Annotated in this window: 12 protein-coding genes and 1 pseudogene; 6 read left to right on the top strand and 7 right to left on the bottom strand. The window is 68.8% G+C overall.

Annotation, left to right across the window (positions count from 1 at the left end):
- Positions 1–99: 99 nt before the first annotated feature.
- Both QE360_RS04020 and QE360_RS04025 read left to right on the top strand, forming a co-directional pair.
- Complete coding sequence (locus QE360_RS04020) at positions 100–2,382, top strand: S8 family peptidase (RefSeq protein ID WP_309699473.1); 2,283 nt, start codon at positions 100–102, stop codon at positions 2,380–2,382.
- Positions 2,383–2,431: 49 nt separating this feature from the next.
- Positions 2,432–3,433 (top strand): LLM class flavin-dependent oxidoreductase, encoded by a 1,002-nt coding sequence (locus tag QE360_RS04025; RefSeq protein ID WP_309699475.1) that lies wholly within the window; start codon positions 2,432–2,434, stop codon positions 3,431–3,433.
- A 333-nt stretch (positions 3,434–3,766) separates the two neighbouring features.
- Here the strand turns inward: QE360_RS04025 and QE360_RS04030 are convergent, their stop codons facing one another.
- From QE360_RS04030 to QE360_RS04040, 3 genes are read right to left on the bottom strand one after another with little or no spacing between them, the layout of a single operon-like run.
- Positions 3,767–5,131: an ATP-binding protein gene (locus QE360_RS04030; protein ID WP_309692236.1), complete on the bottom strand. Its 1,365-nt coding sequence runs from the start codon at positions 5,129–5,131 to the stop codon at positions 3,767–3,769.
- Positions 5,132–5,156: 25 nt separating this feature from the next.
- Entirely contained in the window at positions 5,157–5,843 is a 687-nt protein-coding gene (locus QE360_RS04035; protein WP_307102529.1) for a response regulator transcription factor, read from the bottom strand.
- Positions 5,844–5,886: 43 nt separating this feature from the next.
- On the bottom strand, positions 5,887–6,192 hold the full coding sequence (locus QE360_RS04040; RefSeq protein WP_307102527.1) for a hypothetical protein: 306 nt from the start codon (positions 6,190–6,192) through the stop codon (positions 5,887–5,889).
- A 113-nt stretch (positions 6,193–6,305) separates the two neighbouring features.
- Here QE360_RS04040 and QE360_RS04045 point away from each other — a divergent pair, with 113 nt between their 5' ends.
- Entirely contained in the window at positions 6,306–8,090 is a 1,785-nt protein-coding gene (locus QE360_RS04045; RefSeq protein ID WP_309699478.1) for an ATP-binding cassette domain-containing protein, read from the top strand.
- A 21-nt stretch (positions 8,091–8,111) separates the two neighbouring features.
- Here QE360_RS04045 and QE360_RS04050 read toward each other — a convergent pair whose 3' ends face one another.
- The 4 genes from QE360_RS04050 to QE360_RS04065 all read right to left on the bottom strand — a co-directional run bounded on the left by QE360_RS04050 (position 8,112) and on the right by QE360_RS04065 (position 11,385).
- Complete coding sequence (locus tag QE360_RS04050; RefSeq protein ID WP_309699480.1) at positions 8,112–9,437, bottom strand: pilus assembly protein; 1,326 nt, start codon at positions 9,435–9,437, stop codon at positions 8,112–8,114.
- Complete coding sequence (locus QE360_RS04055; protein ID WP_309699482.1) at positions 9,434–9,979, bottom strand: pilus assembly protein; 546 nt, start codon at positions 9,977–9,979, stop codon at positions 9,434–9,436. The genes QE360_RS04050 and QE360_RS04055 overlap by 4 nt, the downstream gene beginning before the upstream one ends.
- The gene (locus QE360_RS04060; RefSeq protein ID WP_309699484.1) at positions 9,976–10,551 is read right to left on the bottom strand and encodes a TadE/TadG family type IV pilus assembly protein; all 576 of its coding nucleotides are present in this window, start codon (positions 10,549–10,551) and stop codon (positions 9,976–9,978) included. The genes QE360_RS04055 and QE360_RS04060 overlap by 4 nt, the downstream gene beginning before the upstream one ends.
- 90 nt (positions 10,552–10,641) lie before the next feature.
- Positions 10,642–11,385, bottom strand: a complete 744-nt coding sequence (locus QE360_RS04065) for a dienelactone hydrolase family protein (protein ID WP_309699486.1) — start codon at positions 11,383–11,385, stop codon at positions 10,642–10,644.
- A gap of 103 nt (positions 11,386–11,488) precedes the next feature.
- On the opposite strand from QE360_RS04065, the gene QE360_RS04070 reads away from it, so the two are divergent.
- The 3 genes and pseudogenes from QE360_RS04070 to QE360_RS04080 all read left to right on the top strand — a co-directional run bounded on the left by QE360_RS04070 (position 11,489) and on the right by QE360_RS04080 (position 14,192).
- Positions 11,489–12,118: a DUF2238 domain-containing protein gene (locus QE360_RS04070; protein ID WP_309699488.1), complete on the top strand. Its 630-nt coding sequence runs from the start codon at positions 11,489–11,491 to the stop codon at positions 12,116–12,118.
- Between the two features lie 360 nt (positions 12,119–12,478).
- Positions 12,479–12,928 (top strand): annotated as a pseudogene (locus QE360_RS04075) (SDR family oxidoreductase); the annotation flags it as partial.
- Between the two features lie 40 nt (positions 12,929–12,968).
- Positions 12,969–14,192, top strand: a complete 1,224-nt coding sequence (locus tag QE360_RS04080) for a threonine synthase (RefSeq protein WP_309699490.1) — start codon at positions 12,969–12,971, stop codon at positions 14,190–14,192.
- Positions 14,193–14,261: the final 69 nt, after the last annotated feature.

A 14,261-nucleotide genomic window follows, 5' to 3' on the forward strand; every position in this document is an offset into this window, starting at 1 on the left:
GCGTGTAGGCGGGCCGTCGCCTCGCCGCAAGCCGCCGGGCTCGTCAGGATGCAGGATCGGCGATAAGGATCGCACACGGGGTCGGACGAAGGGGGATATGTGAGGATCGAGCGCCTGCGGGGCATGACCGGCATTGCGACGGTGCTGGTGACCGGCCTGACGCTCGGCGCGTGCGGCGGGGCCGGATCGGGCATCCAGCCGACACCGACGCCGCCCTTGGTCACGCCGACGCCCAGCCCCACGCCGGCTCCAACACCGACACCCACCCCGATCCCCAATTACGACACCGCCGGGTATCGTGCGACGACGGGGGCGGTCGCGATGAACGCGCTGGCCGCCTATCAGCGCGGGGCGACCGGCAAGGGCGTCGCGCTCGGCATCATCGATTCGGGGATCGACACGACGAACGCGCTGTTCGCCGGACGGATCGCCAGCGCTTCCTCGGACGTCGCGGGAACGCGCGGCATCACCGACGAGGACGGGCACGGCACCGCCGTCGCCTTCACTGCCGCAGGGGGGCGCGATGGCGTTCGGGCGCAGGGCGTCGCGTTCGACGCGACACTGGTGGTCCTGCGCGCCGACCGGCCCGGCAGCTGCTCCAGCACCGCCGGGGGCGACGCGGGCAGCGGTTGCGCCTTTCCGCTCGATGCGATCACGCGCGGGCTGGACGTGGCGCGGCAATCGGGTGCGAAGGTGGTCAACATCTCGCTGGGCGCCAATGAGACTCCGCCCGCCAGCCTGACCGCCGCGATCGGCCGCGCGACGGCGGCGGGGATGGTCGTGGTGATCGCGGCGGGCAATGACGGCGAGGCCGATCCCACCGCGCTGGCCCAGATCGCCAACGATGCCGGCGTCGCGCGCGGCCAGGTCATCATCGCCGGGTCGGTCAATGCCAGCGGCGTCATCTCCAGCTTCAGCAACCGCGCGGGCCAGTCCGCCGCGCACTACCTGACCGCGCTGGGCGAGATGGTCGAGGCGCCCGACCAGACCGGCACGCGCAAGCTATGGTCGGGCACCTCCTTCGCCGCGCCCCAGATCAGCGGCGCCGCCGCGCTGCTGGCCCAGGCCTTTCCCAACCTGACCGCCGCGCAGATCGTCGAGCTGTTGCTGCGCACCGCGCGCGACACGGGAACGGCGGGCAGCGACGGCGTCTATGGCCGGGGGACGCTGGACCTGACCAACGCCTTCCAGCCGGTCGGCGCGTTGAACGTGGCTGGCACGGGAGCGGCCGGAGCCGCCGTCTCGCTGTCGGTCAATGCGCGCCTGTCCCCCGCCATGGGCGACGCGGCCGTCGCGGGGCTGCGCATGGTTGCGCTCGACGGCTATGCGCGCGCCTATCAGCTCGATCTGTCGGGCACGGTGGCGCGCGCCGCGCCGCGCGCGCTGCTCGCCCCCAGCCTGCTCGGCCGGATCGAAGGCGCGAGCTTCTCCGACGGCGTCCGCACGATCGCGGTCACCAGCGCGATCACCACGGCGGGCGAGGCGCGGCTGCGCGCCATCGTCCCCTCCGACGCGCCCGCCGCCGGTCGCCGGATCGTCGCGGGCACGATGACCCAGGCGCTGGCGCCCGGCACCGCCATCGGCTTCGGCTTTGCCAGCGGTGCCGACGCGCTGGTGGCCGGGTGGACCGGACAGGCGGGGCCGGGCTTTCTGCTGACCGATCCGGGCTTCGGCATCGACCGGGCACCGCGCGCCTCGGCGGCGCTGCGCCAGCGGCTGGGCGCGCTCGGCATCAGCCTGTCGGCGGAGAATGGCCGCTTCGCCGCCGCCGTGCCGGGGATGACGCCACCGCGCTACGACCAGATGGCGCTGGGGCTCGACCGGCGCGTCGGGGCGATCGCGACGACGCTGGGCCTGACCCGGCTGGCCGAGCGGTCGACGGTGCTGGGCGGCTGGTTTGGCGGCGCGCTGGGGCAACCGCGCGCGACCAGCTGGTTCGCCGATGCCGCTGCACGCTGGCGCGGCGATGGCGGCTGGACGCTGGCGGGGCATTGGCGCCGGGGCTGGACCGACGCGTTTGGCGGCATGGGCGGCGGGCTGCTGGTCAGCCGGTCCTGGTCGGTCGAGGCGGGCAAGCGCGGCCTGTTCGGCGGCGACCGGCTGGACGTGCGGCTGTCGCAACCGCTGCGCGTCACCGGCGGCGGGCTCGACCTGCGGCTCCCGGCGCATTGGGATTATGCCGCCGGGCAGGTCGACGGCTGGACCACGCAGCGACTGGCGCTGGCGCCGACCGGGCGCGAGACGCTGATCGAGGCGCGCCATGCCGTGCCGCTGGGCGCGGGCGAGCTGTCCACCCATTTGTTCTGGCGGCACGATCCGGGGCAGATCGCCGCCCTGCCCGACGAGCGCGGGGCGGCGGTGAAGTATGGCTTGACCTTCTGATACCCGGTCTTGGCTGGCGAAGGGCGCGCGCCACCCCCATCTTGCTCTTATGACACGTTATTCCTTGCTCGATCTGGTGCCCGTCATCCAGGGCGGCACCGTGGCGCAGGCGCTGGCCAATGCCGCCGATCTGGCCGCTCATGCCGAGGCGAACGGCTATCACCGATACTGGACCGCCGAGCATCACGGCATGACCGGCATCGCCTCGGCCGCGACCGCCGTCGTGCTGGCGCATGTCGGGCAGGCAACGAAGACGATCCGCATCGGTGCTGGCGGCATCATGCTGCCCAACCATGCCCCGCTGACCATCGCCGAGCAGTTCGGGACGCTCGATGCGCTGTTCCCCGGCCGGATCGACCTGGGGCTGGGCCGCGCGCCCGGATCGGACCAGCGCGTCGCGCGCGCGCTGCGGCGGACGCTGGACAGCGATCCCAATGGCTTCCCGCGCGACGTGATGGAGCTGCAAAGCTATTTCGCCGATGACGGCCAGACCGGCATCGTCGCGACGCCGGGCGCGGGCGCGCGGCCGCAAATGTGGATTTTGGGATCGAGCCTCTACGGCGCGCAGCTCGCCGCCGCGCTCGGCCTGCCCTATGCCTTCGCCTCGCACTTCGCGCCCGACGCGCTGGACGACGCGCTGGCCATCTATCGCCGCGACTTCCGGCCGTCGGCGGTGCTCGACAAGCCCCATGCGATGGCGGGGTTCAATGTCTTCGCCGCCGACACCGACGAAGAGGCGGAACTGCTGGCGAGTTCGCAGCAACAGGCCTTTGTCGCGCTGCGCACCGGCAACCCCGGCAAGCTGCCCCCGCCCGTCCCCGGCTATCGCGAAAGCCTGGGCGCGCAGGGGGCCGCGATCCTCGATCATGTCCTGTCCTGCTCGGCGATCGGCGCGCCCGCGACCGTGGAACGGCAGCTCGCCGCCTTTGTCGAGCGGACCAAGGTGGACGAGGTGATAGTGGTCAGTTCGATCTTCGACCACGAGGCGCGCAAACGGTCCATCGGGATCGCGGCGCGGGCGATGGAGGCGCTGGAGACGGTGGCGGCCTGATTCGTTGATTCACGCGAAGGCGCGAAGGCGCGAAGATTTTTTGTTCGCGCGGAGACGCGGAGGCGCGGAGAGGACGTGCCCAGCGGCCCGCTCAATATTCTCCAGCAAACCGGGCGAGATACATGGGGTGGCGGTGCCACCGGGTACGAAATCTCCGCGCCTCCGCGTGAACTATTCTGTTTCTCTTCGCGTCATCGCGGCTTCGCGCGAACCCGGAAAGCCCATAGCCCGATCCAAACGTCATCCCAGCAAAGGCTGTGATCTTGTCGTAAAGGGACGAGGGCCGCACAAGGCCCCAGCCTTCGCTGGGGCGACGAGCCCGGGGTGGACGGCCTACCCCACCGCCGCCGGAAGCCTGAGCCGCACCAGCAGGCCGCCCAGGTCCTCGCTCTCCTCCAGCGACACGGTGCCGCCGTAAATCTCCGCCACGTCGCGCACGATGGCGAGGCCCAGTCCCGTGCCGGGCTTGCCCGTGTCCAGCCGGACGCCGCGATCGAAGATGCGGACGCGTTCGCTTTCGGGGATGCCGGTGCCGTCGTCCTCGACCAGGATCTCGACGAAGCCCGCCTGCGCGGCCACCGTCACGAAGACGCTGCCGCCGCCATATTTGGCCGCGTTCTCGACCAGGTTGCCCAGCATCTCGTCCAGGTCCTGGCGCTCGACATGGACGACCAGATCCTTCGGCCCGTCGACATCGATCCGGGCGTGGCGATAGAGGCGGCCGACCGCGCGCTCGACCGATTGCAGGCTGGGCCAGACCTCCGCCCGGCTGTGCGCCGAGCCGCGCCGCCCGACCGCGCGGGCGCGCGCCAGATGGTGGTCGACCTGCCGCCGCATCGTCCGCGCCTCGCGAATGACCGTCTCGGCCAGATCGTCGGCATGCGCGGTGGCGGCGTTCATGATAACGGTCAGCGGGGTCTTGAGCGCGTGCGCCAGATTGCCCGCATGCCGCCGCGCTTCCTCGGCCTGCTTCTCGTTATGCTCGACCAGCGCGTTGAGCTCCTCGACCAGCGGCGCGACCTCGTCGGGCATGGCGTCGGAAATCCGGTCCGCCCGACCGGCGCGCATCGCCGCGATATCCTCGCGCACCCGGCGTAGCGGATAGAGGCCGTAAAAGGTCTGGATCGCCGCCATCAGCAACAGCCCGACCGCCAGCAGCGCAAAGCTGCGCACCAGCGTCCGCCGGAGCGCGGCGATCTGCGCATCCAGCCCCTGGCGGCTCTGCGCGACCTGGAACCGCCAGCGCACCTCCGATCCGGGCAGCTTCACATCGCGTTCGACGATGCGCAGCTTTTCCTCGGGGAACTGGTCGCTGTTATAGGTATGGATGCTGTCGTCATTGTGCGGCGTGCCATAGGCCAGCTGCCGGTCCCACAGGGATCGCGAGGGAAACGCCTCGCGCCCCGGTGCCGACACCTGCCAATAGACGCCCGAGCCCGGCTCCAGGAACGCCTGGTCGGCGGGCTCGCGGCTGAACCACACCTCGCCCTGCTGGATCTCCGCCGAGACGAGCAGCGAGCGCAGCACATAGGCCAGCCGGTCGTCGAAATTCTGCGTGACCGCCGACACCAGCACCCGGTCGAGCGCGAAGCCGCCGCCCGCCAGCAAGACCGTGATCCACCCGGCGGCGATCAGGATCATGCGGCGCGACAGCGATCCGGTGCGCCGTGTCGGGCGCAGGGTGGCACCGTCCTTCATGGCAATGTCCCGGTGCGGCCGCCGGTCAGGCCGCCGCGCCCGCCGACCCGGCCGCCGGATCGTCCAGGCTGTAGCCCAGGCCGCGAATGGTGGTGATCACGTCCTGGCCCAGCTTCTTGCGGATGCGCGTCACGAACACCTCGATCGTGTTCGAATCGCGGTCGAAATCCTGGTCGTAGATATGCTCGATCAGCTCGGTGCGGCTGACCACCTTGCCCTTGTGGTGGAGCAGATAGGACAGCAGCTTATATTCCTGCGCGGTCAGCTTCACCGGCTCGCCCGCGCGCGTGACCTTACCCGAACGGGTGTCGAGGCGGACGTCGCCGGCGGTCAGCTCGGACGAGGCGTTGCCGCTGGCCCGCCGGATCAGCGCGCGCAGACGGGCGATCAGCTCCTCGGTCTGGAACGGCTTGGCGACATAGTCGTCGGCGCCCGCGTCGAGCCCGGCGACCTTGTCCGACCAGCTGTCCCGCGCGGTCAGGACGAGGACGGGCATGGTCTTGCCCTCCTTCCGCCAGCGGTCGAGCACGGTCAGCCCGTCAATCTCGGGCAGGCCCAGGTCGAGCACGATCGCGTCATAGCTTTCGGTCGAACCCAGGAAATGCCCCTCCTCGCCATCGGTGGCCAGGTCGATGGCATAGCCCGCGCCCTCCAGCGTGGACTTCAGCTGCTGGCCGAGATTGGGCTCGTCCTCGACGATCAGAACGCGCATCGCAAAACTCCTGTTGTTCGATTGCAACCGGCGGGGGTCGCGCTCACCCGTCGGTCCGGCCGATGACGCGGCCGGTGCGACCGTCGACCTCCACCCAGATGACCGTGCCATTGCGCAGGAACTTCAGCGTGTAAATGGCCGCGCCCGCATCATAGTCGAAGCCGATATATTGCGAATCGCGCATGGTGGGCACCACCCGCGCCTCGATCTCGCGCAGCGACAAATTGCCTTCCCGGCGGGCCTGGGCCGCGCGCATCTGGTCGCCGCGACGTTGATCGGGGGGCGACCCGATCATCGGCGGCGGACCCATCGGTGCGGCGAGCAGAGCCAGAAGGACGGTCATCGACATGAAACTGGCATAGCGGGAAACCGTTGAACAGCCTCTGAATGGATCATGCGGCCGTGCGACAGCGCATGGAGCGCTTGCCGGGTTCCCCCTTCGCGCCTAACTGCCAATCCATCATGGCAGCACCCGTTCTTTCCTATGAAGACCTGGGCCTTGTGCAAGGCTCGGGCTGGCTCTTCCGGCATCTCGACATCCATATCGGTCCGCGCGACCGGCTGGCGCTGATCGGGCGTAACGGGGCGGGCAAATCGACGCTCCTCAAGCTGATCGCCGGGATCATCGATTCGGACGAGGGGCGGCGTATGATCGTGCCGGGCACCCATGTCGTTTATCTCGAGCAAGACCCCGACCTGACCGGCTGCGCCACGCTGATGGACTATGTCCTGTCGGGCGAGGGCGCGCCGGAAAGCTATGAGGCGGAGGCGATCGCCGGACAGCTGGGCATCGACCTGACCCGCGAGGCCTCGACCGCCAGCGGCGGCGAGAAGCGGCGCGCCGCGATCGTCCGCGCGCTGGCGATGAACCCCGACGTGCTGCTGCTCGACGAGCCGACCAACCATCTCGACCTCGCCGCCATCGAATGGCTGGAGGACTGGCTGAAGCGCTTCACCGGCGCGTTCGTCGTCATCAGCCACGACCGCACCTTCCTGACCCGCCTGACCAAGTCGACGCTGTGGCTGGATCGCGGGCAGATGCGGCGCAACGAGGTGGGTTTCGGCGGCTTCGACGCCTGGACCGAACAGGTCTATGCCGAGGAACAGCGCGCCGCCGAGAAGCTCGACGCCAAGCTCAAGATCGAGGAGCATTGGCTTCACCGCGGCGTCACCGCGCGGCGCAAGCGCAACCAGGGCCGTCTGGAAAAGCTGCACCAGATGCGCGCCACCCGCGCCGCGATGATCGGGCCGCAGGGCGCGGCCAAGCTGGGCATCGCGTCGGACGATGTGAAGACCAAGGAGGTCATCAAGGCCGAGCATGTCACCAAGCGCTATGGCGACCGCACGATCATCAAGGACCTGAGCCTGAAGGTGACGCGCGGCGACCGGATCGGCCTGGTCGGCGCGAACGGCGCGGGCAAGACCACCCTGCTCAAGCTGCTGACCGGCGAGATCGAGCCCGACGAAGGCACGGTGTTCCTGGCCAAGACGCTGGACGGCGTCATCATCGACCAGCAACGCAAGCTGATGGCCCCGGAAAAGCGGGTGCGCGAGGTGCTGGCGGATGGCGGCGACTGGATCGACGTGCGCGGCGTCCGCAAGCACATCCACGGCTATCTCAAGGAGTTCCTGTTCGATCCCTCGCTGGCCGAGGCGAAGATCGGGACGCTGTCGGGCGGCGAGCGGTCGCGCCTGTTGCTCGCCCGCGAATTTGCGCGCGAATCCAACCTGCTGGTCCTCGACGAGCCGACCAACGACCTCGACCTCGAAACGCTCGACCTGTTGCAGGAGGTGATCGGCGATTATGACGGCACCGTCCTGATCGTCAGCCACGACCGCGACTTCCTCGACCGCACCGTCACGGTGACGCTGGGGCTGGACGGATCGGGCACGGTCGATGTGGTGGCGGGCGGCTATGCCGACTGGGTCGCCAAGCGCAAGCCGGTCGCGGAGAAGAAGGCTCCGGCCAAGGCCGCCGCCCCGGCATCCCCCGCGCCGGTCCAGGCCAAGACCAAGCTCAGCTACAAGGACCAGCGCGATTACGAGCTGCTGCCCAAGCGGATCGAGGAGCTGGAAGCGGCCATCGCGCGCGACGAGGTGAAGCTGGCCGACCCCGATCTCTATGCCAAGGACCCCGCCCAGTTCGACCGGCTGATGAAGGCGATCGAAAAGGCGAGGGAGGAAAAGGACGCGGCCGAGATGCGCTGGCTGGAGCTGGCCGAACAGGTCGAGGCGCTGGCGGGCTGACCCCGCGTCCCTGCGCGCATCCTACCGGGTGATGCGCGCGGTCGCGACGGCGCTCTGGAACAGGCCATCCATGGCGGCGAAGATATCCTGGTCGGTCGTGACCTTGGTATACAGGCCGGGCGAAGCGCATTTCTGCAACGCCGGTTCGAGCTGGTACAGATAGGGCGCGACATTCTTCTGGGACCAGCTGTGGTTGTCCATCGCTTCGCGCAGATACTCGGTATAGAGAACCGCGATACGGATGTTGCGGGCCTTGATCGCATCGCAAAGCGTCGTGTCGATCGCCACCTCGGGTCGGCCATTGGTGCGGGCCTCATCCCGCATGCCGTCGGTGACGATGAACATCACGCCCTGCGGAGCCTGGTTGTCGGTGCCGCTGCCCGGCGTTTCCATATTGTCGCGCATCCAGCTCAGGATGTCGCTATGCGCCGAGTCCCTGTCGCCAAAGCCGACCTCGTCCGGATCGCAGGCGCGGGTCGGGCAGTTGTTGGTGTAGTATAGCGGCACCTTCAGCGTCTTGGCCTTGCTGGCCACGATCGTCATGTCCGGTGTCCGCTTCGTCAGAACGGTGATGCCGCCCTTGCCGCGAAAGGTCACCACCGCCGCCCGGTACGCCGCGCCGTTCTTGCTCGACGCGCTGCGGATATTGGTGCTGAGGCGCGACAGGGCGGTGCCCTCGTCATCGATGCGCAAGGTCAGGCCATAGGATGTCGCGACCCCGTACAGGTCCGTTATCCTGCCGTTCGCATCGCGCCCGGTCTGATCGGCCTGGGAATGACAGGCGAATTTGCAGCCCTGGCTGTTGCTCTGCGCCACCTTGGCCAGCCCCGCCGAGGTCGTCGGCAGCGCCATCGAGGCCGAGACGTCCAGCACCATGTAGAAGTCGATATCGGGCGCCACCGCGTTGGTGGTGGCCGACAGGCCCGATATGGGCAGGGTCTTGAGCCCCAATATCTGGGCGAATGCGTTCGAGGATGTGGCGGTGTATCTGACCGTGGCGTTGCGCCGTCCGTTGGCGTCGGTCGGCGCCTGCACGGTCAGCCCGGTGACCTGGATCGCCCCCTCCCCGCCGACGCCCTTGGCCTGCGCCTGGAAGACCTGGGCCGCATAGGCCGCCGCATCGCTGTCGCTGACGCCCAGCTTGGCCTTGCTGACCGCCGAGAGCGCCGCCGCATCGGCGATCGCGTTGAGCTTGGTCTGGGCCTTCATCGCGCGCGCATAGTCGACCCCCATGCCGATGGCGAAGGTCAGCACCGGCAGGGCCAGGGCGAACAGCATCATCACGTTCCCGCGACGATGGCGAAGCGCCGCGCGAAGCAGGCGGACGGACAGGATGCGACGGATCATTGGCAGTTCGAACAATCGATCTTGTCGGTATTGCGCGGCACCATGAACAGACGATCCTGGAAGGTCATCGGACCGATGGTGCCGAACGATACCGGAGGGGAATAGGCGTAGCTGACCTCGGCGAGCAGGAAATAGGTGCCCGCACCGCGCATCGCGGCCGGAACCGCAAGGGTGGTGCCGACGGCATAGCCGGTGGTGTTCAGTCCTTGGCTCCACTGCACGGTCGTATTGCCGCGGGCATCGGTCGCGATCTCGGTGATCCGGAAGCGCGCCTTGTCCGCGGCATAGGGTTGCAGCACCTGCGCGGCCGCGACCAGATTGTCCTGGATCTCGGCGGCCGACATGATACCGGTCGTGTTCTGCGCGATCAGGTCGGCCGCCGCGCGGGTGGCGATCGTCACCTTGCGATTGCAGGCGATCCCGTCCTGAAGCTGGACGCCGCCCAGATAGAGCAACAGCATCACCGGCAGGATCAGCGCGAATTCGACGAGGGCGACCCCGCGCGTGTCGCCTCGCATCGTCGCCAGGAGCCGCCGCCTCACGTATAGGGTTCCGACTTGGACACCGATGTCGCCATCAGGATCGACGAACCGGCATTGCCGCTCAGATCGGGCTGCGGCGTGATCCGCATCGGCCACACATAGACGAACCGCACGATCACGACCGCCCCCTGCTCGCCCAGGCTATAGGACAGCGGCGCGGACAATTTGTCATTGGCATCGAGACGCAGATCGAGCGGCGCGATGGCCAGCCCGCCGCCGGGCGCGCTCTTCACATCGACATAGAGACGCGAGCAGGACAGGAAGATGGGCAGTTGCGCGCAGCCCGACTTGCGAAACCGCTCGGCAAGCTGTGCCTGGGTCATCCCCTGCGCCAGGGACTTGATGTCCGCCGACTGGGTCTGTCCGGTCACGATGCCGCGCGCCGCGACCTCAACCGCGGTTTCGAGCGATTCCTGCGCCAGATAGGCGAGGCTGGTCTGCAGGATCGCCAGCAGCAGCGCCAGGAACGGCGCCGCGACCAGCGCGAATTCGACGATCGCAGCCCCCCGCCGATCGCTCAGGACCGAGCGCCGGGCGCGTGCGCGACGAAGCGAGGGGGGACGAAGGATCATGGAAGGGCGGTCTCGTTTCCGCCCATATCGGTCACAAAGGGTTAAACATCCGCAAATGTCCCGCGATTTCGGGATGATACCGCAGTACGATCAACGCAGCGTCCGCGCATAGAGCGCGAGGGTCCATTGCATCGCCTGGAGGAACAACGCGGGGTCGTAGCGCGGCCCCTCGTCGCGCAGAAAGGCGTGCTGGCCGTTCACCTCATGCCATTCATAGCGGGCGCCGACCGCTTCCAGCCGGGCGCGGATCGCCTCGCGTCCGGCATAGGGGACATGCGGGTCCTGCCGTCCCCAGACGAACATCGCCTCGGCCTTCAGCTCGTCCATCCGCGCCAGGCTGTCGTCGCTGCGCCCCTCGCCTAGCGTGCCCGAATGGATGTCGGTGGCATAGAAGCATGCCGCCGCCGACACGCGCGGGTCGAGCGCGGCGCGATAGGCCAGATGCCCGCCCAGGCACACGCCGAACGTGCCCAGCCGCCCGGTGCACGCCGGATGCGCCGCCAGCGCGGTCAGCGCCGCCGTCGCATCGGCGTCATAGGCCGCGACCGGCTTGGTGAATTTCAGGTCGTTGCCGCGATCGGTGCCCGGCTTGTCATAGGCCAGCACCGTGCCGGCGGGCTCATATTCGTGATAGACCTCGGGGATGCCGACGACATAGCCCTGCCCCGCCAGCATCGTCGCCAGCCGCCGGATCGGCGCGGTCACCTGATAGATTTCGGAAAACAGCAGGATGGCGGGAAAGCGCCCCTCGACCGCCGGACGGATCAGGTGGATCCGCATCGCGCCGCTGCCCGGCACCTCGACATCCTGAAACTCATCGCCGCGCACGATCATCGCCGGTCCCTTCCATTCTCCGCGGCGTCCTTGGCACCGGCGAGCGCCCCCGGCAATCCGGTGCGGGCGTTGCATGGGGTCGCCACGCCGCTATCGTCGGCGCATGCAACGGGAACGATGGAAGCGCGACGACCGGCGGCTGGTGCTGCTGACCCTGATCTGGGCGGCGGGGCTGGTCGCATCGGGGTGGCGGCCGTTCGACCGGGCGACCTGGGCGATGGAGGTCGCGCCGGTGCTGATCGTGCTGCCGATCCTCTGGGCGACGCGGCGGCGCTTTGCCTGGACCGGGCTGGCGCTGGCGCTGGTCGGGTTGCACGGGCTGATCCTGATGCTGGGCGGGGCCTATAGCTATGCGCGGGTGCCCGCCGGGGCCTGGGTGCAGGACTGGCTGCATCTGGCGCGCAATCCCTATGACCGGCTGGGCCATTTCGCGCAGGGCTTCGTGCCCGCCATCGTGTTTCGCGAGGCGCTGATCCGGCGGGGCGGGTTGCCGCGCGGCGGGCTGACGACCTTTCTCGTCCTCGCCTGCTGCCTGGCGGTCAGCGCCACCTATGAGCTGATCGAATTCGCCGCCGCGTCGGTGCTGGGCCAGGGGGCGGAGGCGTTTCTGGGCACGCAGGGCGATGTCTGGGACACGCAATGGGACATGCTGATGTGCCTGATCGGCGCGGCGACCGCGCTGCTGACCCTGTCGCGGCTGCACGACCGGCAGTTGATTCGATGGAAGCGCTGAAGGGGTGATGACCCGCGCCATTCGTGCAAGGACCGATCGACATTCAGCGACGCCTTTCCGTCCCTCGCCCCTCGCAGAGGGGAGAGGGTTGCGCAGACTTGGCCTTTGCGAGAGCAAAGGCTTAGTCGGAGCTGGGTGAGGGGTGGGCGCTCGCTCTGCGAGCGCGCGAGCCTTTGGGCTCGCTCAACCCCTCACCCAAGCTGCGCTAGCCAGCAGGCTGGCAAGCTTCGCTAACCCTCTCCCCTTTCCAGGGGAGAGGGGAAGAAGAAGCAATGCTGAATATCGATCCGCCCTAGAAGACGCGATCGAACGGGAGTTTTTTTGAAATGATCCAGCGGCACCGCTGACGCGGCACAGGTCTTCCCGGACGGCACCTTCCTGGGCTGTCGCTATGCCATCGGCGCGATGAAGGCAAAGGGCAGCGGATCGATCATCAACATCTCGTCGCGCTCCGGGCTGGTCGGGATTCCGGCGGCGGCGGCCTATGCCTCGTCCAAGGCGGCGATCCGCAACCACAGCAAGACGGTCGCACTCTATTGCGCGCAGCGGGGCTGGACGATCCGCTGCAACGCGATCCACCCGGCCGCGATCCTGACCCCGATCTGGGAACCGATGCTGGGCGACGGACCCGACCGCGCGGCGCGCATGGCGGCGCTGGTCGCCGATACCCCGCTGAAACGCTTCGGCGAACCCGACGAGGTCGCGGCGATCGCGGTGATGCTGGCCTCGGACGAGGCGACCTATGTCACCGGCGCGGAGTTCAACATCGATGGCGGGCTGCTCGCGGGATCGGCGGCGAGCCCGGGCTAAGCCTATGGCGTCGGGCAGTTTCGGCCGATAGGCTGACCCCATGAACCGCAACCTCACCGAAGACCGCCCGACCTTCGTCACCCATCTGGAATGCTCGCTGACCGGCGAACGCTATGAGGCGGACCGGCTCCACGGCCTGTCGCGCGCGGGCCGTCCGCTGCTGGTGCGGTACGATCTGGAGGCGATGGGCCGCGCGGTGTCGCGCGATGCGATCGCCGCGCGCGACACCGATCTGTGGCGCTGGCGCGAGCTGCTGCCCGTCCGGCGCACGGAGAGCATCGTGTCGCTGGGCGAGATCGAGACGCCGCTGATCCCGATTCCCCGCTCGGGCGGCGGACAGGTGCTGGTCAAGGACGAGGGGCGGCTGCCCACCGGATCGTTCAAGGCGCGCGGGCTGGTCATGGCGGTGGCGATGGCGCGCGAGCTGGGCGTGACCCGGATCGCGATGCCGACCAACGGCAATGCGGGCGCGGCGCTGGCCGCCTATGCCGCGCGGTGCGGGATCGAGACGGTGATCCTGTGCCCCGAGGAAACGCCGGAAGTGAATGTCCGCGAGATCGCCGCGCAGGGCGCACGCGTATGGCGGGTCAACGGCCAGATCGACGAATGCGGCGCGATCGTCGGGCGCGGCGCGGCGGAGGGGCGCTGGTTCGACTTCTCGACGCTGAAGGAGCCCTATCGGATCGAGGGCAAAAAGACGATGGGGCTGGAACTGGCCGCGCAGCTGGGCTGGGAACTGCCCGATGCGATCTTCTACCCGACCGGCGGCGGCACCGGCCTGATCGGCATGTGGAAGGCGTTCGACGAGATGGAGCGGCTGGGCTGGATCGGGTCCAGGCGACCGCGCATGTATGCGGTCCAGGCCAGCGGCTGCGCCCCCATCGTCCGCGCCTATGAGGCGGGCGAGGAGCATGCCGAACGCTGGGAAGACGCCGCGACGGTGGCGGCGGGCATCCGGGTGCCCAAGGCGGTCGGCGACTTCCTGATCCTTCGCGCGGTGCGCGAGTCCGGCGGCGCGGCGCTGGCGGTCGGCGATCCTGCCATCCTGAAGGCAGTGGAGGACTGCGCGAAGCGGGACGGGTTGCTGCTCTGCCCCGAAGGGGGCGCGACACTGGCGGCGTACAAGCAGGCGGTGCGCGACAATCTGGTCGACGAGGATGAGCGGGTGGTGCTGTTCAACTGCGCCACCGGGCTGAAATACCCGATGCCGGAGGCGGGGCAGTGGCTGGACAAGAATGGGGCGATCGATCTGGCGGCGCTCTAGGCCCTTGGCCTTCGACTTCGCTCAGGCTGAACGGAGGTTGGGATCCCTTCCCCCACTCCGTTCACGCTG

Source organism: Sphingomonas sp. SORGH_AS_0789, from assembly GCF_031453055.1.
Taxonomy (GTDB): domain Bacteria; phylum Pseudomonadota; class Alphaproteobacteria; order Sphingomonadales; family Sphingomonadaceae; genus Sphingomonas.